The 21,142-nt window shown below is 62.0% G+C and carries 18 protein-coding genes; 9 read left to right on the forward strand and 9 right to left on the reverse strand.

Going from position 1 to position 21,142, the window contains the following annotated elements:
- Nucleotides 1-404 precede the first annotated feature (404 nt).
- From ABLX76_RS22930 to ABLX76_RS22945, 4 genes are all read right to left on the reverse strand, one after another.
- Entirely contained in the window at nt 405-1,196 is a 792-nt protein-coding gene (locus ABLX76_RS22930) for a MoaF C-terminal domain-containing protein (protein WP_087849368.1), read from the reverse strand.
- Nucleotides 1,197-1,221: 25 nt separating this feature from the next.
- The gene (locus ABLX76_RS22935; protein ID WP_065882594.1) at nt 1,222-1,998 is read right to left on the reverse strand and encodes an SDR family oxidoreductase; all 777 of its coding nucleotides are present in this window, start codon (nt 1,996-1,998) and stop codon (nt 1,222-1,224) included.
- A gap of 87 nt (nt 1,999-2,085) precedes the next feature.
- Nucleotides 2,086-3,819 (reverse strand): arylsulfatase, encoded by a 1,734-nt coding sequence (locus ABLX76_RS22940; RefSeq protein ID WP_023288708.1) that lies wholly within the window; start codon nt 3,817-3,819, stop codon nt 2,086-2,088.
- A 43-nt stretch (nt 3,820-3,862) separates the two neighbouring features.
- On the reverse strand, nt 3,863-5,050 hold the full coding sequence (locus ABLX76_RS22945; RefSeq protein ID WP_348875343.1) for an anaerobic sulfatase maturase: 1,188 nt from the start codon (nt 5,048-5,050) through the stop codon (nt 3,863-3,865).
- A 425-nt stretch (nt 5,051-5,475) separates the two neighbouring features.
- Here ABLX76_RS22945 and ABLX76_RS22950 point away from each other — a divergent pair, with 425 nt between their 5' ends.
- From ABLX76_RS22950 to ABLX76_RS22960, 3 genes are all read left to right on the forward strand, one after another.
- Complete coding sequence (locus ABLX76_RS22950) at nt 5,476-6,159, forward strand: LuxR family transcriptional regulator (protein WP_032454931.1); 684 nt, start codon at nt 5,476-5,478, stop codon at nt 6,157-6,159.
- A gap of 117 nt (nt 6,160-6,276) precedes the next feature.
- Nucleotides 6,277-7,470: an MFS transporter gene (locus ABLX76_RS22955; protein WP_023288711.1), complete on the forward strand. Its 1,194-nt coding sequence runs from the start codon at nt 6,277-6,279 to the stop codon at nt 7,468-7,470.
- Complete coding sequence (locus ABLX76_RS22960; protein WP_023288712.1) at nt 7,467-8,582, forward strand: class II histone deacetylase; 1,116 nt, start codon at nt 7,467-7,469, stop codon at nt 8,580-8,582. The genes ABLX76_RS22955 and ABLX76_RS22960 overlap by 4 nt, the downstream gene beginning before the upstream one ends.
- A 6-nt stretch (nt 8,583-8,588) precedes the next feature.
- Here the strand turns inward: ABLX76_RS22960 and ABLX76_RS22965 are convergent, their stop codons facing one another.
- The 4 genes from ABLX76_RS22965 to ABLX76_RS22980 form a co-directional block, all read right to left on the reverse strand.
- Nucleotides 8,589-9,182 (reverse strand): DUF3156 family protein, encoded by a 594-nt coding sequence (locus ABLX76_RS22965; RefSeq protein WP_139620581.1) that lies wholly within the window; start codon nt 9,180-9,182, stop codon nt 8,589-8,591.
- The gene (locus tag ABLX76_RS22970) at nt 9,160-10,659 is read right to left on the reverse strand and encodes an APC family permease (protein WP_348875344.1); all 1,500 of its coding nucleotides are present in this window, start codon (nt 10,657-10,659) and stop codon (nt 9,160-9,162) included. The genes ABLX76_RS22965 and ABLX76_RS22970 overlap by 23 nt, the downstream gene beginning before the upstream one ends.
- A 287-nt stretch (nt 10,660-10,946) precedes the next feature.
- Nucleotides 10,947-11,312 carry a cupin domain-containing protein gene (locus ABLX76_RS22975; RefSeq protein ID WP_002892824.1) on the reverse strand — a complete coding sequence of 122 codons (366 nt, stop codon included), beginning with the start codon at nt 11,310-11,312 and terminating at the stop codon, nt 10,947-10,949.
- 13 nt (nt 11,313-11,325) lie between these two features.
- A complete protein-coding gene (locus ABLX76_RS22980) occupies nt 11,326-12,627 on the reverse strand; it encodes an FAD-binding oxidoreductase (protein ID WP_023288715.1) in 1,302 nt (433 codons plus the stop codon).
- Between the two features lie 159 nt (nt 12,628-12,786).
- On the opposite strand from ABLX76_RS22980, the gene ABLX76_RS22985 reads away from it, so the two are divergent.
- The 5 genes from ABLX76_RS22985 (at nt 12,787) to ABLX76_RS23005 (ending at nt 19,463) form a co-directional block, all read left to right on the forward strand.
- Nucleotides 12,787-14,271 (forward strand): aldehyde dehydrogenase family protein, encoded by a 1,485-nt coding sequence (locus ABLX76_RS22985; RefSeq protein ID WP_348875359.1) that lies wholly within the window; start codon nt 12,787-12,789, stop codon nt 14,269-14,271.
- Nucleotides 14,272-14,501: 230 nt separating this feature from the next.
- Nucleotides 14,502-15,878 carry a phenylalanine transporter gene (gene pheP / locus ABLX76_RS22990; RefSeq protein WP_241515627.1) on the forward strand — a complete coding sequence of 459 codons (1,377 nt, stop codon included), beginning with the start codon at nt 14,502-14,504 and terminating at the stop codon, nt 15,876-15,878.
- A 187-nt stretch (nt 15,879-16,065) separates the two neighbouring features.
- Nucleotides 16,066-17,271, forward strand: a complete 1,206-nt coding sequence (locus ABLX76_RS22995) for an MFS transporter (RefSeq protein ID WP_072420798.1) — start codon at nt 16,066-16,068, stop codon at nt 17,269-17,271.
- Between the two features lie 16 nt (nt 17,272-17,287).
- Nucleotides 17,288-18,310 (forward strand): sugar phosphate isomerase/epimerase, encoded by a 1,023-nt coding sequence (locus tag ABLX76_RS23000; RefSeq protein WP_023288719.1) that lies wholly within the window; start codon nt 17,288-17,290, stop codon nt 18,308-18,310.
- A gap of 1 nt (nt 18,311) precedes the next feature.
- A complete protein-coding gene (locus tag ABLX76_RS23005) occupies nt 18,312-19,463 on the forward strand; it encodes a Gfo/Idh/MocA family oxidoreductase (RefSeq protein ID WP_060589580.1) in 1,152 nt (383 codons plus the stop codon).
- A gap of 33 nt (nt 19,464-19,496) precedes the next feature.
- Here ABLX76_RS23005 and ABLX76_RS23010 read toward each other — a convergent pair whose 3' ends face one another.
- Nucleotides 19,497-19,913, reverse strand: a complete 417-nt coding sequence (locus ABLX76_RS23010; RefSeq protein ID WP_023288721.1) for an Exc2 family lipoprotein — start codon at nt 19,911-19,913, stop codon at nt 19,497-19,499.
- Nucleotides 19,914-20,161: 248 nt separating this feature from the next.
- On the opposite strand from ABLX76_RS23010, the gene ABLX76_RS23015 reads away from it, so the two are divergent.
- On the forward strand, nt 20,162-21,142 hold the full coding sequence (locus tag ABLX76_RS23015; RefSeq protein WP_017900840.1) for a LacI family DNA-binding transcriptional regulator: 981 nt from the start codon (nt 20,162-20,164) through the stop codon (nt 21,140-21,142).

The raw sequence follows: 21,142 nt of genomic DNA on the forward strand, positions 1-21,142 counted from the left end.
CTTCCGGGAACGTCTCAGCGATTTTGAGGCCGTCAGCACCGGCAGTTTCAGCAACCATGGTGAATATATTAACGACAGGTCGCACGAACCCTCCAGGCCGGGTCAGGCGCAGCCGCCACCCGGCATAAAAGTGGCTCCGTGCCTGCTGTCATCGCCCGCTGGCGCTGCGCTTACCGGGCCTACGCTGTGTCAGCCTGTGAGAGGACCCTCCAGGCCGGGTAAGGCGCAGCCGCCACCCGGCATAAAAGCGGCTCTGTGCCTGCTGTCATCGCCCGGTGGCGCTGCGCTTGCCGGGCCTACGAGGTATGAGCCTGTGAGAGGACCCCGTAGGCCGGGTAAGGCGCCAGCCGCCACCCGGCAATAGGACGGGCGTGGTGCCTGAAAGCGTGCCCGACGGCGCCCCTTTATTCCTGATGGCGGGTGATGTTGAGGATCTTCGCGCTGGCGCCGACCGGGAAATTGCTGAGGGCGCCGAAGTCGCTGCCCTGATAGCCCATGATCTTGCCGTCGGTGCGCATTTGCTGAAGATCGATCAGGATCACCCCCAGCGTCGGAATGATTTTCTCGCGCCAGACAAACAGATAGAGATCCTCCGCCACCAGCACATAGTGGCAGCGGTCGACATCCGCCAGCCCCTTTTCCACGCCGTCCAGACACTGCCAGGCGTAAAAATTATCGTTGAGATAGATGTGCTCATAGCGCTCGGTCGGGCTGTAGGTGTACTGATTGCGCATGCCGACCAGCGCAGGAGTAAAGCCCGGCAGCGGCCCCGGCTGCGCATCCAGGCGGGCGAAGACAAAGCGCGCTTCTACCGCGGTCAGCGGCAGGCCTCGCTCCACCCGGCTGAAGGCGTCCAGCCGCGCGGCGGCTTCGTCCGGCAGCTGGCCATAGACCAGGGTAGCGTTGCGCTGCGTCAGGTTACATACCGCGCTGATGCTGGCGTTATCCCGCTCCGGGTCAAGGAAGTCGATAAACAGAATATCCGGGCGCAGGGCGGTCGCCCGCCAGGGAGTGCGCGTGCCGTTCCAGCTTAGCGTCTGCTCATCTTCGATGATCAACTGCTGCGGCTCGCTCCCGGCGACATAAAAGGTAAAGCGCTCGTCTGCGGGCAGGCTGGCGGTGGCGAGTAAATTACCGTGTGGCGCAAAACCATCGGCCAGCGCGCCGACCTGGATAAATACGGCTTCTGAAGTCATAGGGGCTCCTGAACAGAGTAGGGCGTTAGGCAAACGCCAGAGTGGGAACATCGACGATACTGGCGCCGCCGTCGGCGACCAGCGTAGCGCCGCTGATGATGGCGGCCTGCGGCGAACAGAGAAACTGACAGACCTCGGCTATCTCCACGGGGCTGGCGGGTCGGCGCAGCGGAACGTCGCGACAGACCCGCTGATACGCCTCAGTCAGCGACAACCCTTCCGCCTGCATCAGCGGGAGCATCTCTTCATCCGCCATCGGCGTGGTGACCCAGCCGGGGCAGACGGCGTTGGCGCGCACCCCCTGCGGGCCGTAATCGCGGGCGACGGAGCGCATCAGGCCGATTAAGGCGTGTTTGGCGGTGACGTAGCCGCAGGCCTGCGGACCGGCGGCCAGCGAGGCGATGGAGGCGACAAACAGCACGTTGCCGCGGCGGGCAATCAGCGAGGGCAGGCAGGCGCGAACGCTGGCGAAGGCGCTGGTGAGATTGCCGTCCAGCGCCTCGCGCCACTGGCGGTCGCTGGTATCGGCGGCGGGGCTGTTGCCCATCCCGCCGGCGCTGCAGATGAGGACATCAATACCGCCGGCCTGGTCGAGAATGGCCGGCAGTAGCCGCTGGCGCCACGCCTCGCCGTCGGCGGCATCGCCCATCAGCGCCGTGGCGCCGGTCTCATCGGCGACCGCCCGCAATGGCGCCTCGCGCCGTCCGGTAATAAACACCCGGTCGCCCGCGGCGCGCATCAGCCGCGCGCAGGCGGCGCCAATTCCGGTTCCGCCGCCGGTGATCACCACGACTCTCGCCATTCGCTCTCTCCTGTAATGGGGTTTCCGGTTACCTTAAAAAGCGCGCCAGCTCCCGGCTATCGCCCGGAAGAACGATAGCCGGGTCGGTTAATGGAGCTCGCTCACCGGGATCGCCTGCGGCGCCGGAACCGGCTTCATGGTGGCGGGGTCGACCGCCAGATAGCGTCCGGTCTTGCTGTCGATGCCGACGTAATCGATCATTTTGCCCTGCGCCCGGGTGACCATGGTGCGTCTGGCGAATGCCTCGTAGGCTTCGCTCATCGCTTTGACCCGATCGGGGTGTTGGGCCGCGACGTCATGAGTTTCCAGCGGATCGTCGTGCAGATTAAACAGCTGCCACGGCGCGTCGCCGGCGGTGAAGCCCCGCGGCACCAGCCGCCGCAGCTTCCATTCGCCATCGACCCACGCCGCCTGATGGTGCAGCTCGACGCCGTAGTTTCCGCGCGGCGGCTGCTGCACTTCGCCGGTGAGATAGCGCTTAAAGCTGACGCCAATCATCGGCAGCACCGGCTTCTTCGCCAGCGATTTGTTCGGGTCGATACCGGCGAATTCATACAGGGTCGGCGCCACGTCATACACCGCCATCGTCGAGGCGTCGATTTTACCGTGGCGGGTAATCCCGGGGCCGGCGATCATAAAGTCGGTGTTAATGCCGCCCTGAGCGCTGGTGGTTTTGTGATAGTTGGCGTAAGGGGCGTTGCTGACGTTGGCCCAGTGCGGGCCGTAGGAGACAAACGAGCCTTTGCGGCCAACGTTGTCATAGCTGTTGTCAAACTGCTTCCAGAATTCCGGGGTGGATTCGTAGTAGAAGCCCTGTGCCGGGTTGGCGCCGTTGTCGGTTAAGAACACCAGCAGGGTGTTTTTGTCGCGACCGGTTTGCTTCAGCGTTTCCATCAGGGTGCCGATCTGCGCGTCCATATTGGCGATCATCGCCGCGTAGACCTGCATCACTTTCGCGGTATATTTCTGCTGCTCCGGGGTCAGCGCGTCCCACTCTTTATCCAGCTCAAGGTGCGGGAGCGGGGTGTTGTCATGGATAATCCCCAGCGCTTTCAGGCGGGCGATACGCTGGCGATAGACCTCGGCGTAGCCCTGCTCATACTGGCCTTTGAAGCGCTTGATCCATTCGTCAGGCGCCTGCAGCGGGTCGTGCGGGGCGGTAAAAGCCAGCCAGGCGAAGACCGGTTGTTCCTGCGGCGTGTCTTTAATCCAGCTGTTCATCTGCCGGGCGTAGGCCTCGCTGGAGTAGAAATCGTCCGGCAGGGAGACGCGCTCGCCGTCGCGGGTGTAGTAGGTGTGAAACGCTTCAACGGTACCCAGCGGAATAGCGTCGTTAAAATGGCTGGTGCCGCCGCCCATAAAGGCGAAAGCGTGGTTAAAGCCGCGGTCCTTCGGCGTGGCGCCGGGAACAAAACCGAGGTGCCACTTGCCGGCCATCAGAGTGTTATACCCCGCGTCTTTAAAGCGCTCGGCCATGGTGGTGACGCGGTCGGTCAGCCGCAGCTCGTAGCCCTCCTTGCCAATAGTGCTGTCATACCACCACATGCCGCCCATCCCGGCCTGCTGGTTGCTGTTGCCGGTGAGCAGCATGGAGCGCGCCGGGGCCGACATCGGCGAGGTGTAATACTGGCTCATGCGCATCCCCTGCTCGGCCATCGCCTGCAGGTTGGGGGTGGGGATCTCGCCGCCGAAGGGGCTAATATCCGAGTAGCCCATATCATCGGCGATAATGACGATGACGTTCGGACGCTCCTGCTGCGCGGCGTGCGCGCCGCCGGCGAGGATGACACTGACCGCCGCGGCCATGGCTGTTTTATTCACAACGGATTCTCCTGTTTCAAAGGGATAGCTTCAGAGCAACGGGCTACGCCGGATGCGCGGCCCCGACAAACGCGGCCCGCCAGGCTTGCAGCCCTTCAAGGTCGCGGGAAAAGGGGCGCACGGGCGCAAGAATTTCGCTAAAGAAGCGGTAGTAGCCGCCGCAGAGGCGGTTATTGCCCGCGGCGTTGAGATGCGCAGGACAGCCGCCCTGGCAGACCATTTTGACCGCGCAGGTCTGGCATTCGCGGCGCAGGCTTTTCTGCTGACCGAAAGGCAGTTGCACCGAGGCGTCGACCGCGGTGGCGAGCGTCTGCTCATCGAGGCGGCCCAGCCGATGCTCGGCGTTGATCAGATGATCGCAGGCGTAGAGCTCTCCGTCGGGCTCCATCACCAGATTGCTGCCGCAGCGGGCGCTGTGCACGCAGCTGCCGCTGGTGTGGGTGAAGTACTGCGCCCACGCCTGCTCGATATTGATGACGAACACCCGCCCCTTGTCGCAGCGCTTCTGCCACTGCCGCCAGATGCCGACCATAAAACGCCCCCAGTTATCGGCGCTCAGCTGATAGCCCTCGCGCAGCGCTGAGCCTTCGCTCATCAGCGGCTGAAACTGCAGATAGCGCGCGCCGAGGCTGACCACCCGGTCATAAATCGCCGCCGCGTGCGCCGCCATCTCGTTATGCACCACCACCAGCAGGTTAAACTCCACCTGATGCTGGTGGAGAAGGTCGATGCCGCGCAGCGCCGCCGGCCAGGTGGCCCGGCCGCGTTTATCCGGACGATGCTGGTCCTGTAGCGCTTCGCTGCCTTCGAGGCTCAAGCCGATAATAAAGCGATGCTCGCGAAACAGCCGGCACCAGGCGTCGTTGATCAGCGTGCCGTTGGTCTGCAGGCTGTTGCTGATGGTGACGCCGTCGGGGGCATAACGCGCCTGCAGGGCGAGCGCTTTTTTGTAGAAGCTCAGGCCGGCCAGCAGCGGCTCGCCGCCCTGCCAGACAAAGTTGATTTCCCGCGCGCCGGCGGGCTGGGCGGCGATATAGCGGCGGATAAACTGCTCCAGCCGCGCCTCGTCCATCTTGTTGACCGGCGTTTCATCCTGTGGGTAATAGCAGTAGCGGCAGGCGAGATTGCAGGCGGGGCCAATCGGCTTCATCAGAATATGAAACGGCACCGGCGAGCGCGGCTCAGCGGCCAGCGGAATTTGCTGCTGGCGCAGGGCGGCGATATTCAGCATCGGCTTATCCTCGGTTAATGACCGGCGCTGTTGATATTATTTTGGCAACAGCGGGTCAGGCGTAATCACATGATTAAGCCGCGGCGAAAATTAATTGCATCCTGTTAGAGGTATAAGTGAAAAAAAACAGAAATCCATCGTTCTTAAGGATGAGAGAGACGCGTCCGGGATAGGGTTTTTTTATCACCAGGGGCCTGTCCGCCGGGTGTTAATCTTTTTTGTTTATGTTTTAACGCCGCTATCGTAAAGCATGGCGGGTGTGTTTTTTAAATGCTTTATATAACAATGGATTGCTGAAAATTTTGTAACGGCTATCACACTGTTAATATGTTAATGATTGTGTTACTTAAATGTGAAATGTATGCTTCAATAATCGGTAGTCATTCATGTGTCATGTTCCAGCACCTCGACGGGGAGGCCCTATCATGTCTGCTTTGTTAAAAGCCAGCCGTAATGATGCGATAATAGCCCGTTGTTTACAGACTATTTCCCAGTTAATTCCACTGTCTTCGGCGGTATTTTATCGAGTAAATAATCGGTTAAAACCCGAAAACTATATATTGCATAATATTTCTGATAATACGCACCAACAATATCTGGAAAACTTCCAGCCGCTGGATCCGTTGCTGCCGTCGCGCTTTAGCCACCAGAACACCACCATGGCGGCGATGACGCCGCGGCTCTGCGACCGCAACCGGCATTATTATCATGAATTTATGTTGCCGAATAATGTGCGCGACATGACCGAGATCTTTATTCGCCGCGAGCGGCGGATCGTCGCCGGTATCTCGCTGATGCGCGACGTGCCTTTCTCCAGCGAAGAGCGTCATCGGGCCCAGGCGGTGCTGCCGCTGGTGGAGCTGGCGATCCGCGACTGCCTGCAGGACGAAGATGACCTGCCCGCCATCCTGACGGCCAAAGAGCGGGAAATCGTCGGCATGGTGCGCGAAGGGGCCAGCAATAAGCTGATTGCCCGCCGGCTGGATATCTCGCTCTCGACGGTGAAAACGCACCTGCGCAATATTTTCGCCAAGACCGAAGTGGTCAATCGTACTGAACTCGTTTCCCGAACCTGGATGCCGGCCGCTCAGCGTACGCTGCATCTGTGATCTGACTATCGCATCCCGCGCGCGCCGTGGCAGCACGGCGTTTTCCTGATGCCTGTGGGTATCACTCCCTGGAGACCCCTCCGGGGGGAGGCTTTTTTGACCGGAGCACGCCCTACGATGTCAAGTACCCCTCTCACTGAACATGCACTTTCCCGGCCCGCCGGGCTGGTCGTGTCCCTGCGTTTGCTGGCGGCGATTGTGATTTTCGCCGCAATTGCGCCGGGTATTCTGATGACCGCGCCGGCGGTGGCGGCGCAGCTGGCCAGCGAATGGCAGCTAAAACCCGGCCAGATCGGCTGGTTGTTCTCAGCGGAACTGGGGGCGATGAGCCTGGCGACGCTGCCGGCGTGGTGGTGGATGAGTCGCCTCGACTGGCGGCGGGTCGCCCTGACGGCCGGGGTCGTGTTTCTGACAGCCAATCTCGCCTCGGCGGCGGTGACCCAGTATGAGACGCTGCTGGCGGTGCGCTTTCTCGCCTCGCTGGCGGGCGGCACGCTGATGATTCTGTGCATCAGCTGCGCGGCGGGAACCTCGAACCCGTCGCGAGTCTATGCCTTCTGGGTGCTTGGGCAACTGCTGCTGGGGATGCTTGGCCTGCTGGTGCTGCCCGGGCTGTTTGCCAGCTTTGGCCTCAAAGTGGTCTATCTGATCCTCGCCGCCATTATGCTCTGCTGCCTGCCGCTGGTGTCGGCTTTCCCGCCGCGCTTTCAACCGTTGTCCGTCTCGCGCCAGCAGCCGCCGACGGCGCTGTGGCGTCAGGCGCTGGCGGTCCTCGCGGTGCTGACCTTCTATATCAGCCTTAGCGCGGTGTGGACTTTTATCGGCACCCTCGGCGCGGCGGCGGGCCTGAGCCCGACGCAGGTCGGCCTGGTGCTGGCGGCGGCGACGGTGTGCGGCATTATCGGCGCGGGGGGCGCGGCCCTGCGCGGCACCCGGCGGGCCGATCGTTTGCCGGTGTGGCTGGGCTACGGCCTGCTGATCCTCAGCGTCGGGCTGCTGATCGGCCAGCCGCTGCTGGCGCGCTACGCCATCGCGGCGCTGCTGTTTAAGTTCACCTGGACCTTCGTGCTGCCTTTTATTCTCGCCCGCGTCGCTGGGCTCGATAACAACGGCCGGCTGATGAACAGCATTAATCTGGTGATCGGCGGCGGCATGGCGGCCGGTCCGGCATTAGCCGGGGCTTTACTGCAGCATTTTGCCAGCGCCGATCCGCTGCTGCTGGCGGCAGGGGGCTGCGCGCTGCTGTCACTGATTTTGATTGCGGCGGCGTCGGCCGCCGGCAAAGGCTTAGCCAACGGGAGGATAGAGTGAAAAGAAAAACCGGTTTCTTCTTTGATGAACGTTGTTTCTGGCACAGTACCGGTCTGCACGCGGTGACGCTGCCGGTGGGCGGGTGGGTGCAACCGCCCGCCGGCGGCGGTCATGCCGAATCGCCGGAGACCAAACGGCGGATGAAAAACCTGATGGACGTCTCCGGGCTGACGCCGCAGCTGGCGCTGCGCAGCGCGGCGCCGGCAAGCCTTGCGGACCTGCGGCGGATCCATCCCGACAGCTATCTTGAGCGCTTCAAGGCGATAAGCGATAACGGCGGCGGCATGCTGGGCAAAGAGGCGCCGTTGGGGCCGGGCAGTTATGAAATCGCCTGTCTCTCCGCCGGACTGGCCTGCGCGGCGGTGGAAGCGGTGCTGAAGGGCGAGCTGGATAATGCCTATTCGCTGTCGCGGCCGCCCGGACACCACTGCCTGCCGGACCAGTCGATGGGCTTCTGTTTCCTCGCCAATATTCCGATTGCCGTCGAGCGGGCGAAAGCGCTGCTGGGGCTCGGCAAGGTGGCGATCATTGACTGGGACGTTCATCACGGCAACGGCACCCAGCATATCTACCTGCAGCGCGACGACGTGCTGACCATCTCCTTGCATCAGGACGGTTGCTTCCCACCCGGTTATGCCGGTGAGGACGATCGCGGCGCGGGCGCGGGCGAAGGTTACAACATCAATATTCCGCTGCTGGCCGGGGCGGGGGACGACAGCTGGCGCTATGCGCTGGAAACCATCGTTATTCCGGCGCTGGCACGCTTTGAGCCGGAGCTGATTATCATCGCCTGCGGCTATGATGCCAACGCCATGGACCCGCTGGCGCGGATGCAGCTGCACAGCGACAGCTTCCGGGCGATGACCGGGCTGGTGCAGCAGGCGGCGGATCGTCTGTGCGGCGGGAAACTGGTGATGGTGCACGAGGGCGGCTACGCCGAATCCTACGTGCCGTTCTGCGGCCTGGCGGTGATGGAGGCCCTGAGCGGCATTCGCACCGCGGTCCAGGATCCTCTGCTGGAATTTATTCAGCAGCAGCAGCCGCGGGCGGAGTTTGCGCAGTTCCAGAGGCAGGCCATCGATCGGCTGGCGCAACGGTTTGGCCTGCAGTAAACCGGCTCAGCTTCCCCGCTGTGATGGCGGGGAAGAAAATGCTTTCTCATCTACGATTTCACCGCGCATCCACTGACTGACTGCCTGATCGATCATCGCCAGCACGCTGAGCAGCAGCATCCGCTGCTGCGCTTCCAGCCGCAGATAACGGCGCAGCGGCGGCATTTTACAGACCACTTCGCTGGCGGCCCAGGGTTCAATACTGCAGCGCCAGCCGTTATCGTCAAAGGTCAACGAAAAGCGGCGGTAGTCCAGTTCGCTTAGGGTCTGCTGGAGATTAGGAAACCCGTTGAGATAGCCGGCGAGTTCCTCGCTGCCTTTACCGCCGATAAAGCGGATCGGCTGGCGTTTCCACCAGCCGGATTGATGGGCGCGAATGTGACCGCGCACGGGCCGGGTGACCGGCCCTGCGACGACAAATTCGCAACTGTGAATGCTGGCCATAAACAGCCGCTTCTGACGCACGCTGAAGGTGACGGCGGTGGCGTCGTTCAATCGCAGCAGCGCGCTGCGCTCGCTAAGCTTTTCGCAGGGCCAGCCGGCCAGATCGCGCTGCACCGCGTTCATTAACGGCGTCTCAAACCAGGGGACGGAGGACATCTGGCGTCATCTCCCCGCGGGTCTGTTTGTCGTAATTGCTGATGGCGCGGTCGACCACCTCTTCCACCACCAGCGGCTTGAACGGATTGACGCGCTGTACGCACACCGTCCAGAACAGGGCGTAGGCGGCGGTCAGGCCGAGCATAATGCCGAACGGCACCAGCACCTGGCGGCTGTCCATCCCCGGCGGGGTGATATTGACGATAGCGATGATAATCCCGACGCTGGAGATAATCTGCGGCAGCGGGAACCACGGCGAGCGGTAGGCGCGCGGCAGGTCCGGGCGGCGAATGCGCAGCATCACCACCGACAGAGTAACCAGCAGATAGGCGACGCCCCAGGCGCAGACCGCGGCGAGGATCAGCGGCACGATGCGGTCCAGATCGCCGTTCAGATACCAGGCGTGCAGGCAGGGGATCGCCACCCCGATGGCGATGGCGATCACCGGCGTTTTAAAGCGCGGATGCAGCCAGGTCAGGAAGCGGGGCAGCGCGCCGTCCAGCGCCATACCGTAAATAATGCGCGGTACCGCGGCCATCAGCGTATTGATGGTGGCGCAGCCCGCCAGCAGCAGCCCGACCCCCAGCCAGTACTGGCCGGCGTGGCCCATCACCCGCTCGGCAAAGGCCGGGATCGCCATCGGCGTATCCAGCAGATGGACGTTGTTGGCCGCGTCGAGCACGGTGTTCTCCACCTGGCGGTTGATCGCCGCCCCGTAGATAAACATGCAGCTGGCGACCCCCAGCAGGCCCAGCGCCATCGCCCGCGGAATGGTACGGTGAGCCTGTTTGATCTCCGGCGCCATCGGCGTCACCAGTTCGCAACCGACGAACATAAACATCGCCATGCCGATATAGCCGAACAGGCCATGGATATCGCTGACGTTCAGCGGCGTGCCGAACCAGCCGGAAAGATGGGTGACCGGCGCCATAAAAATGCCGCACAGGCCGAAAATGGTCAGCGTGGTCCACATGCCGAAGGTCAGCACCACTTCGACCTTGCCGAAGATTTCCACGCCGATGGCGTTCAACAGGCCGAAAACCACCACCATGCCGACGCCCACCATCCAGGTGTTCTGGTGAGCGGCCATCTGGGCGTTGATCGATTCGAAGTTCACCAGCGCCATAATGCCGGCCAGGATCGTCTCCGCCGTCCCGGCGAAAATATGCACGATCAGATAGGCGCACAGCGCGCCGGTGATGGCGAAGAAGCGTCCCATGCCGCAGGAGATGTAGTCGTATACCGAACCGGTGGTGGGAATGAGCGTCGCCGCCTCGGCAAAGGTGGTGACCTGCGCCTGCATCATAATAAAGGCCAGCAGCACCGCCAGCGCGAAGGTATCACCGCCCATGCCGAAGCCGCTGGTGACCGTCAGGATCACCGGGCTGGCCATAATCAGCCCGACGGAGCTGGCGAGAGTGGTCGGGAAGCCGACGACCCCGCGCTCAAGATGGCTGGCAAGTCTGTTACTAAACATAGTCAACCTCTGCACAATAGTGGGGGAGGGCAGGGAATAGCCAGCGCCACTCCCGGATAGTCATAATTTAGGCGGGCATCCTGCTCAACGAATATCGTCCGGAAGGTGGAGGGCGGCGCATGATTCTGTGACGCCGTCGATGAATGTGAGGGTGGATAAACAACATGACCCCGAAAACCGGGGCCATCCGTCTTGCCACATTGCGCCTGTTTCTGCCGGGTGGCGGCTGGCGCCTGACCCGGCCTGGCGACGGCATTCGTCCCCCCGGCCCGGGCAAGCGCAGCGCGTTAGCGCGTCTCGACGTTCGCCAGGTAGTGCTTCACAAAGCGCGGCGTCAGGATTTTCCACTCCACTTCGGTACCCTGTTTAACAAACCAGCTGTCGCCCGGCGCAAAGCGCTGCGGCTCGCCGCCGGCGACGGTCAGCTCCACTTCGCCTTCCAGCACGGTGGCGTGTTCGGTAAACGGATAGGTCATGGTAAAGCTCCCCTCAGTGGACGAAAACAGTCCGCAGGTAAAGGCATCCTGCGGCTCGCCGTAGATCATCGCCCCGGCCACCTGCGGGTCGCCGGCGGTCGGCGTCGCGCCGAGCAGGCTGACGCTGCCGATTGGCTGCAGGTCGGGCACCGGGTGTTTAAGTTTAAAAGCGTGCATAGCGTTCTCCTGGTTAACTCCGGCCTTTCCAGAAACCGGCGGTTTGATGCATCAGTTTTCCGGCGGTGACTAATAGCAAGCGCAGGCTGTCACGGCCGTGGATGGTCGCGTGGGGGATGCTGCTCAGCAGACGATAGCGGTCGGAACCGCCGTTGATCCCTTCGGCGAGGATTTTGCACACGATGTGCGACGGGGTGACGCCGAAGCCGGAGTACCCCTGGACGTAAAAGACGTTGTTGTGATCGCGTAGGGTGCCGATCTGCGGGAACAGGTTGGCGCTACAGGCCATCGGCCCGCCCCAGGCGAAATCGATCTTCACATCCTTCAAATAGGGGAAGACCTCCGCCAGCAGGGTGCGGTTCCAGGCGGCGAAATCGTTCGGCGTATACTCCACAAAGCGGGTGGCGCTGCCGAACAGCAGGCGGTTTTCCCGGGTGACGCGGTAATAATTAATCACCGGGCGAATATCGCTGAAGGCGCCGCGCAGCGGGCTGATGCGCTCGATCAGTTCATCGGAGAGCGGCTCGGTCGATACCTGGTAGGAGTAGGTGACCAGCGTTTTGTTGTAGATCTCCGGCTCCATATTGTTGAGGAAGCTGTCGCAGGCCCACAGCAGTTTGGCGGCTTTGACGCTGCCCATCGCGGTCCGTACCCGCACCTGTTTGCCGTAATTCACCTCCACCACCGGCGAGGATTCAAAGATCTTCACCCCCAGCGAATGGGCGGCCTGCGCCGAGCCGAGGAGCATATTGAGCGAATGGATCTGCCCGCCGCCCATATGTTTCAGCGCGCCGCAGTAGACCTCGGAGCCGACCACCTGCTGCACCTCTTTCCCGGTATACAGTTCGATATCTTCATCCGGGGTGGCGGCCTTAAACTCTTTCTCCCACTGGCGCAGCGTTTTGAGCTGCCGCTGGTTATAGGCGAGGTAGCCGTAGCCGGGGACGAAATCGGCGTCGATGTTGTATTTGCGGATGCGCTCGCGAATGATGCCTGCGCCGAGGTTGGCGATTTTAAACAGCGTCTCCAGCCCCTCTTTGCCGACGTGCTTTTTTACCGCTTCGATATCGTGACCGATACCGGCCATCACCTGGCCGCCGTTGCGCCCGGTGCCGCCGTAGCCGAGATGGCGCGCTTCCAGCACCACCACGTTAGTGATGCCCTGTTCCGCCAGCTCAAGGGCGGTGTTAATGCCGGAGAAGCCGCCGCCGATAATCACCACGTCGGCTTCAATATCTTCCCGCAGCGCCGGAAAATGGAGGTGGTATTTCTTCGTCGCGCCGTAGTAGTTCAGCGCATCGATTTTGATGTTCATCGCGTTACCCTGTGGTCTTGCCTCGCTCAAGTTCCTCATCACAGCACGCCGCGCGGGCGTTGAATATCGTCCGGAAGAATGACGTTCTTTAGAACGATGGGCGGCGGCGGGAAGCCGTGCTGTGATGGGCCAACGTTGCTGAAAAAACGGGTACTGACGATGAGCGAGATAACCTTACTGGCGGAAGTGACCGCCTTTTTACGCCAGCCGCACGGGCAGTTTATCGCCGGTGAGCGAGAGGCGGGCCGCGGCGCGCCGTTTGCGGTGATCAACCCGGCCACCGGGCGGGCGATCGCCGAGGTCACCGCGGCGGATAGCGACCAGGCGGACCGCGCGGTAGAGAGCGCCCGCCAGGCGTTTAGTCAGTGGCGCGAAATGCCGACGCTGGCGCGCGGAACCTTGCTGCTGAAGCTGGCGGATGCCCTGGCTGAGCATCGCGAAGCGCTGGCGCAGCTGGAAAGTCTCTGCTCCGGTAAGACCATCACGCTGGCACGGATGTTAGAGCTGGATCAATCGGTCGCGTTCCTGCGCTACTTCGCCGGCTGGGCGGGGAAGGTGACCGGCGAAACGCTGGATGTGTCGCTGCCGTCGATGGCCGGGGAGAAATATACCGCCTTCACCCGCCGCCAGCCGCTGGGGGTGGTGGTGGGCATCGTGCCGTGGAACTTCTCCATTATGATTGCCGTCTGGAAGCTGGCGGCGGCCCTGGTCTGCGGCTGCACCATCGTCCTCAAGCCGAGCGAGTATACGCCGCTGACGCTGCTGCGCGTGGCGGAGCTGGCGAAAGCGGTGGGTATTCCGGACGGGGTGATTAACGTGGTCAACGGCGCCGGCGGCGAGATTGCTCAGCGGCTGATTACTCATCCGGCCTGCGCCAAGGTGAGCTTCACCGGCTCGGTGGCTACCGGCGAGAAAGTCCAGCAGTCGGCTGGCGCTTTCGGTAAACGGGTCACCCTTGAGCTGGGGGGCAAAAACGCCGCGCTGTTTCTTGACGACCTGACGCCGGAGGTGATGGTCAACGGCATTCTTGAAGCCGGCTACCTGAACCAGGGGCAGATTTGCGCCGCCGCGGAGCGCTTTTATCTGCCGCAGGGCAAACTGGATGCGGTGCTGGCGCTGCTGAAAGAAAGACTCAGCGCCTTCGCGCCGGGATCGCCGCTGGATGAGCGCACGCTGATGGGGCCGCTGGCCAATCGTCAGCAGCATGAAAAAGTATTGCGGCTCATTCAGACCGCACGCGACGAGGGCGATACCATCGTCTGCGGCGGCGAAGCCCTGCCGGGGGAGGGCTATTTCCTGCAGCCGACGGCGGTCAAAGTGCGCAGTGAAGAGAGCACCCTGATGCGCGAGGAGACCTTCGGCCCGGTGTGCAGCTTTATCGGCTATCACAGTGAAGACGAGGCGCTGGCGCGGATGAATGCCTCGCCGTATGGCCTGGCGGCCAGCGTCTGGTCGGATAATATTCGCCTGGCGCTGCGCTACTCGGAGGCGATAGACGCCGGCATCGTGTGGGTCAATATGCATACCTTCCTCGACCCGGCGGTGCCGTTCGGCGGCATGAAGGGCTCGGGCATCGGTCGCGAATTCGGCAGCGCGTTTATCGATGACTACACGGAGCTGAAGTCGGTGATGGTGCGATATTAAGTTTTCCTGACCGGGCTACAGGCGTCTGCGTAGGGCCGGTAAGCGCAGCGCCAGCGGGCAAAGAGAGCGGGTAGTCAGCCGCGTATGTGCCGGACGACGACGCCTTGCCCGGCCTGGGATCGTGCAAGCGTGGGGGGGAATCTAGCCGCCGCCATAGCCCCACGCAACTTGCGACAATCCCCCCTAAGTGATAAAAGGTGCCCCTTCGCAAAAACACACAGGGGAACGACGTGAAAGACGCGTCAACGTCGTCGGATGCCGTAGAAGAGAGCGGCCCGACGCTTCATCGCGGTTTACAGAACCGACACATTCAACTTATCGCCCTTGGCGGCGCGATTGGCACCGGCCTGTTTCTCGGCATTGGTCCGGCGATTCAAATGGCCGGCCCGGCGGTCTTGCTGGGCTACGCGGTGGCCGGGATTGTCGCTTTTCTGATCATGCGCCAGCTGGGCGAGATGGTGGTGGAAGAGCCGGTATCCGGCTCCTTTGCCCACTTTGCCTACAAATACTGGGGCCCGTTCGCCGGCTTCCTGTCCGGCTGGAACTACTGGGTGATGTTCGTGCTGGTGGGAATGGCGGAGCTGACCGCCGCCGGGATCTACATGCAGTACTGGCTGCCCGACGTTCCGACCTGGATCTGGGCGGCGGCCTTCTTCCTCATTATTAACGCCGTCAATCTCGTCAACGTGCGCCTGTATGGCGAAGCGGAGTTCTGGTTCGCGCTGATAAAAGTGCTGGCGATTATCGGCATGATTGCCTTTGGCCTGTGGATGCTGTTTGGCGGCCACGGCGGCAGCAAGGCGGGTTTCGACAACCTGTGGAAGCACGGCGGTTTCTTCGCCACCGGCTGGCACGGTCTTATCCTGTCGCTGGCGGTGATCATGTTCTCCTTCGGCGGGCTGGAGCTTATCGGCATCACCGCCGCGGAAGCGCAAAATCCGGAAAAGAGCATTCCGAAAGCGGTCAACCAGGTGGTTTATCGTATCCTGCTGTTTTATATCGGTTCGCTGGTGGTGCTGCTGGCGCTCTACCCGTGGGTGGAGATCAAATCCGACAGCAGCCCGTTTGTGATGATTTTCCATAATCTCGACAGCAACCTGGTGGCGTCCGCGCTGAACTTCGTCATTCTGGTGGCTTCGCTGTCGGTCTATAACAGCGGCGTGTACTCCAACAGCCGGATGCTGTTCGGCCTGTCGGTGCAGGGCAATGCGCCGACGTTCCTCGCTCGCGTCAGCAAGCGCGGCGTACCGGTGAACTCTCTGCTGCTCTCGGGGATTATCACCTCGCTGGTGGTGGTGCTGAACTATCTGCTGCCGCATGAAGCGCTGGGACTGCTGATGGCCCTGGTGGTGGCGACGCTGCTGCTGAACTGGATCATGATCTGCATGGCGCATCTGAAGTTCCGCGCCGCCCAGCGCCGCAAAGGGCGTGAGTCGAAGTTTAAAGCGCTGCTGGCGCCCGCCAGCAACTACTTCTGCATTGCTTTCCTTGGGCTGATTCTGGCGCTGATGTGCACGATCGACGGGATGCGCCTGTCGGCGATCCTGCTGCCGGTGTGGATCCTGTTCCTGTTTATCGCCTTCAAACTGCTGCGCCGCCCGGCGTAAGCGAGATGCCCCGCCGTCCGGCGGGGCTGCCTGCCTTTTTATTGTGATCCTCTTCGCAGGTGGCGCATTTGCCTGGCGATCTTCTTTTTGTAATCGATTACTTTTGTTTTGTGCGATTTTGTAATCGATTACTTTTCTGAGGGCGAGCAACATGGTCACAACAACAGAAGGTCGGGAAAGTGTCCGCGTGAGCCACCGTTTTTTGGTGCCGCGGCTGTCGTTAATGATGTTTATGCAGTTCTTTATCTGGGGCAGCTGGTCGGTGACCCTGGGGCTGGTCATGACCCGCTATGAGATGTCATTGCTGATCGGCGATGCGTTCTCCGCCGGGCCGATCGCCTCCATCCTGTCTCCCTTTGTGCTGGGGATGCTGGTGGATCGCTTTTTCGCCTCGCAGAAGGTGATGGCGGTGATGCACCTGGCCGGGGCGGCGATCCTGTGGTTTGTCCCCCAGGCGCTGGTGGCGCAGAACGGCGCGCTGCTGATTGGCCTGCTGTTCGGCTATACGCTGTGCTACATGCCGACCCTGGCGCTGACCAACAATATCGCCTTCCACAGCCTGGCTAACGTCGATAAAACCTTTCCGGTGGTCCGCGTATTCGGCACCATCGGCTGGATTATCGCCGGGATCTGCATCGGGGTGACCGGCATCTCTGACACCACCGGCATCTTCACCCTGGCGGCACTCTGTTCGGTGGCGCTGGCGATCTACAGCCTGACGCTGCCCCACACCCCGGCGCCGGCCAAAGGCATGCCGGTTCAGTTTCGCGATCTGCTGTGCGCGGACGCCTTCGCGCTGCTGAAAACGCGCCATTTCCTGATTTTCTCTCTCTGCGCCACCTTAATTTCCGTGCCGTTAGGCACCTATTACGCCTATACCGCGTCGTATCTGGCGGATGCCGGCGTTAAGGATGTCAGCACCGCGATGTCCTTCGGCCAGATGTCAGAGATCGTCTTTATGCTGGTGATCCCGCTGCTGTTCCGTCGCCTCGGGGTGAAATACATGCTGCTTATCGGCATGGTGGCGTGGTTTGTCCGCTATGCCTTTTTCGCCCTCGGCGTCAGCGAAGAGGGGCGCTTCCTGCTCTATCTTGGCATTTTGCTGCACGGCGTGTGCTATGACTTTTTCTTTGTCGTCGGCTTTATCTATACCGACCGCGTGGCGGGCGAGAAGGTCAAAGGCCAGGCGCAGAGCATGATTGTGATGTTCACCTACGGGATCGGCATGCTGCTGGGCTCGCAGATCTCCGGCGCGCTGTATAACCATCTGGTGGCCGGGCAGAGCGTGCCGCAGGCCTGGGTGACCTTCTGGTGGATCCCGGCGGTGGCCGCCGCGGTTATCGCGCTGATTTTCCTTTTCTCTTTCCAGTACAACGAGAAAGAGCCGCACTAATTTTTCAGGAGGGGGTATGAAAACGATTAAGGGACCGGGCATTTTTCTGGCGCAGTTTATCGGCCCGCAGGCGCCGTTCAACACGCTGGAGGGGGTGGCGCAGTGGGCCGCCGGCCTCGGGTACAAGGCATTGCAGATCCCCTGCAACCACCCGGCGATTTTCGATGTCGAGCGGGCGGCGGCGAGCCAGACCTACTGCGACGAGGTCAGCGGTGTCCTGGCGGAGCATGGGCTGGCGATCAGCGAGCTGTCCACCCACCTTGAAGGACAGCTGGTGGCGGTGCATCCGGCGTATGACGCAGCGTTTGACGCCTTTGCTCCGGCGGCGCTGCATGGCGATCCGCAGGCGCGCCAGCGCTGGGCGGTGGAGAAGGTCAAGCAGGCGGCGGTGGCCTCCGGTCGCCTGGGGCTAAAGGCCCATGCGACCTTTTCCGGGGCGCTGGCATGGCCCTTTTTTTATCCATGGCCGCCGCATAATCAGCCGCTTCTGGATGAGGCCTTTGCCGAGCTGGCCCGGCGCTGGCGGCCGCTGCTGGACCTCTTCGACGAGCAGGGCGTCGATGTCTGCTACGAGATCCACCCCGGCGAAGACCTGCATGATGGCGTGACCTTTGAGCGTTTTCTCGCGCGGGTGGATAACCATCCGCGCTGCAATATGCTCTATGACCCGAGCCACCTGCATCTGCAGCAGATGGACTACCTGACCTATATCGATATCTATCATTCGCGTATTAAAGCGTTTCACGTCAAGGACGCCGAATTTCGCCGCAACGGGCGCAATGGCGTCTACGGCGGCTATCAGCCCTGGCAGCAGCGGGCTGGCCGTTTCCGCTCTCCCGGCGACGGGCAGATCGACTTCAAAGGGGTGTTCAGTAAGCTGACCGAATATGATTTTGACGGCTGGGCGGTGCTGGAGTGGGAGTGCTGCCTGAAGGACGCCGAGACCGGCGCGCGCGAGGGCAGCGAGTTTATTCGTCGCCATATCATTCCCGTTGCCGGGCGGGCCTTCGATGACTTTGCCGCCGGCGGGAGGGAATAATATGATTCAGGTCGCGATTATTGGGGCAGGGTTTATTGGTCCGGCGCATCTGGAGGCGCTGCGGCGGCTGGGGGATATCGAGGTGGTGGCGCTGTGCGACAGCAGCCTTGAGGCGGCGCAGCGCAAGGCGCGAGCGCTGAATATTGCCCATGCCTACGACAGCGTGGAGGCGCTGCTGGCCCATCCGGGGCTGCAGGTGGTGCATAACTGTACGCCGAACCATCTGCATGCCCAGATTAACCGGCAGATCCTCGCCGCCGGGCTGCACGTCTTCTCCGAAAAACCGCTGTGTATGACGGCGGAGGAGGCGCGGGAGCTGGTGACGCTTGCCGCCCGGGCCGGCGTGGTGCATGGCGTCAGCTTTGTCTATCGCCAGTTCGCCATGGTCCAGCAGGCGGCGGCGATGATCCGCCATGGCGATGTCGGCAGAATCTTCGCGGCGCACGGCGGCTATTTACAGGACTGGATGCTGCTGGAGACCGACTACAACTGGCGGGTTGATTCGGCGCAGGGCGGCGCGTCGCGGACGGTGGCCGACATCGGCTCCCACTGGTGCGATACCGTGCAGTTTATGACCGGTCGGCGGATTGTCGAGGTGATGGCGGATCTGTCTATCGTCTGGCCGACGCGTAAAGCGCCAGTGAATGGCAAAGCGACCTTCAGCGCCGTTCACGAGGCGCAGGGATATGAAACCCGGCCTGTTGATACCGAGGACTTTGGCTCGGTGCTGTTGCGTTTTGACGATGGCAGCAAAGGCAGCTTTATGGTCTCTCAGGTGAGCGCCGGGCGGAAAAACCGTCTGGCGGTGGAGATTAACGGCAGCCGCTGTTCTCTGGCCTGGGATCAGGAAGTGCCCCAGCGGCTGTGGATTGGCCACCGCGAGCAGCCGGATCGGCGGCTCAGCGACGACCCCAGCCTGCTGCGGCCGGAGATCGCTGACAGCGCCCATTACCCCGGCGGCCATATTGAGGGCTGGCCGGACGCCTTTAAGAATATGATGGGCCATTTTTATCAGGCTGTGCGCGCCGGGAAGATGCCGGAGGCCGGGGCCCGGCGCTTCGCCGCTTTCGACGACGGCGCCGATGTGATGTACATCATCGAGGCGATCGTCAAAAGCCATCAGCAGCAGCGCTGGGTGAGCGTCGAACGCTGAATTCTGGCGGGGCGCAGGACGCGCGCCGCCGGGTTATTTCACCCCAAGATAGCCGTCGAGATAGGCCCCGGAGAGCTCATTGCCGAACAGGACGGCATCTTTATTTTCCATCGCATTATCCCATTTGTCGCTGGCGTTGCCGGTAAAAGCGTGCTCGGTGCGGGTGCCCTGCGCCGCCTGCTGTTTGATGGCCTCGGCGGTGCGGCGGGCGTCGCTTTCGCTCATGCCAGCGGCTTTATCCTGCTGGCCGCGGGCGTACATCGCCGTGAAGGTCGGCAGGTTTAAACGGTAATTTTCCTGACGGTTGACGGTGAAGTTGCCGCCGACAAAATCGGAGCGGTGGGCGACGAACGCATAGGCGTGGCGTTCCGGTGACGATTTTGACGAGGTGCAGCCGGTGATCGTTACCAGGGCACAGCTGAGGGCGAGAATCGCGGTGGAGAGCCTCATGGGGATATCATCCTTAATCATAAAAGCACAAATGGGGCGCAGGCGGTCTGTTGCGCCTCCTGCGCTAATAAGCATATGAAACGGCAAAAGGATGCGCGTTAACGCGGCGGGAGAGAAGCCCTGATTATTAATAGTTTCCCGAGACACCGTCTTACTGAGCCGCGCTTGCGCGCCAGGCTGGCAGGCCAACCAGAGGTCATTTATGATAGCCTGCAGGATCCACCTCTATCGCAGGAAGTGCAGGGTTTATGTCTATTCAGAAAATTGCTCGTCTGGCCGGCGTTTCGGTGGCCACGGTGTCGCGGGTGCTGAACAACAGCGATACGGTAAAAGCCAAAAACCGTGAGCGCGTGCTGCAGGCGATCAAAGAGAGCAACTATCAGCCGAACCTGCTGGCGCGACAGCTGCGAACCGCCCGCAGCAATATGATCCTGGTGATGGTCTCCAATATCGCTAACCCCTTTTGCGCCGAGGTGGTGAAAGGGATAGAAGAAGAGGCGGAAAAGAACGGCTACCGCATTCTGCTGTGTAACTCCGGGTCGGATCTGGCCCGCTCGACCTCCGGCCTGCAGCTGCTTTCCGGCAAAATGGTCGATGGCATTATCACCATGAACGCGCTCTCCAGCCTGCCGGAACTGACCACCATGATTGGCGATGCGCCCTGGGTACAGTGTGCGGAGTATGCCGACACCGGCAGCATCTCCTGCGTCGGGATTAACGACGTCGAGGCGGCCCAGGGGGCGGTGTCCCGGCTGGCCGACGGCGGCCGCCGGCGCATTGCGCTCATTAATCACGACCTCAGCTATCGCTACGCTCGTCTGCGCGAGCGCGGCTATAAAAGCGTGCTGCACGTGCACGGTCTGGCGTATCAGCAGGTGACCTACGCGCAGGATCTTAGCGCGGCGGCCGGTAAACGGGCGATGGAGCAGCTGCTGTCGCAAGACGAGAAGCCCGACGCGGTATTTGCCGTATCGGACTCCCTTGCCGCCGGGGCGCTGCGGGCGATTGACCAGGCCGGGCTGCGGGTGCCGGAGGATATCGCGGTGATCGGCTTCGACGGCACCGAGCTGGCGGAAGTGGTCTCCCCGCAGCTGACCACCGTTGAACAGCCCTCCCGGGCGATCGGCCGCACGGCGGTGGATCTGTTAATGAAACGCATCGACGATCCCGACGCCGCCGTCGAGCGGGTGATGATGGACTGGCGCGTGATCGCCCGCGCCAGCGCCTGA

Source organism: Klebsiella sp. JB_Kp004, assembly GCF_040065795.1.
Lineage (GTDB): Bacteria > Pseudomonadota > Gammaproteobacteria > Enterobacterales > Enterobacteriaceae > Klebsiella > Klebsiella quasipneumoniae.

Excerpts from the sequence above, each read along its gene's own strand:
- ABLX76_RS22965 (WP_139620581.1), bottom strand. The coding sequence starts at position 9,182 with ATGTCCTCCGTCCCCTGGTTTGAGACGCCGTTAATGAACGCGGTGCAG.
- ABLX76_RS23000 (WP_023288719.1), top strand. The coding sequence starts at position 17,288 with ATGAAAACGATTAAGGGACCGGGCATTTTTCTGGCGCAGTTTATCGGC.
- ABLX76_RS23015 (WP_017900840.1), top strand. The coding sequence starts at position 20,162 with ATGTCTATTCAGAAAATTGCTCGTCTGGCCGGCGTTTCGGTGGCCACG.
- ABLX76_RS22955 (WP_023288711.1), top strand. The coding sequence starts at position 6,277 with ATGTCAAGTACCCCTCTCACTGAACATGCACTTTCCCGGCCCGCCGGG.
- ABLX76_RS22970 (WP_348875344.1), bottom strand. The coding sequence starts at position 10,659 with ATGTTTAGTAACAGACTTGCCAGCCATCTTGAGCGCGGGGTCGTCGGC.
- ABLX76_RS22950 (WP_032454931.1), top strand. The coding sequence starts at position 5,476 with ATGTCTGCTTTGTTAAAAGCCAGCCGTAATGATGCGATAATAGCCCGT.
- ABLX76_RS22975 (WP_002892824.1), bottom strand. The coding sequence starts at position 11,312 with ATGCACGCTTTTAAACTTAAACACCCGGTGCCCGACCTGCAGCCAATC.
- ABLX76_RS23005 (WP_060589580.1), top strand. The coding sequence starts at position 18,312 with ATGATTCAGGTCGCGATTATTGGGGCAGGGTTTATTGGTCCGGCGCAT.
- ABLX76_RS22980 (WP_023288715.1), bottom strand. The coding sequence starts at position 12,627 with ATGAACATCAAAATCGATGCGCTGAACTACTACGGCGCGACGAAGAAA.
- ABLX76_RS22985 (WP_348875359.1), top strand. The coding sequence starts at position 12,787 with ATGAGCGAGATAACCTTACTGGCGGAAGTGACCGCCTTTTTACGCCAG.
- ABLX76_RS23010 (WP_023288721.1), bottom strand. The coding sequence starts at position 19,913 with ATGAGGCTCTCCACCGCGATTCTCGCCCTCAGCTGTGCCCTGGTAACG.
- ABLX76_RS22930 (WP_087849368.1), bottom strand. The coding sequence starts at position 1,196 with ATGACTTCAGAAGCCGTATTTATCCAGGTCGGCGCGCTGGCCGATGGT.
- ABLX76_RS22935 (WP_065882594.1), bottom strand. The coding sequence starts at position 1,998 with ATGGCGAGAGTCGTGGTGATCACCGGCGGCGGAACCGGAATTGGCGCC.
- ABLX76_RS22945 (WP_348875343.1), bottom strand. The coding sequence starts at position 5,050 with ATGCTGAATATCGCCGCCCTGCGCCAGCAGCAAATTCCGCTGGCCGCT.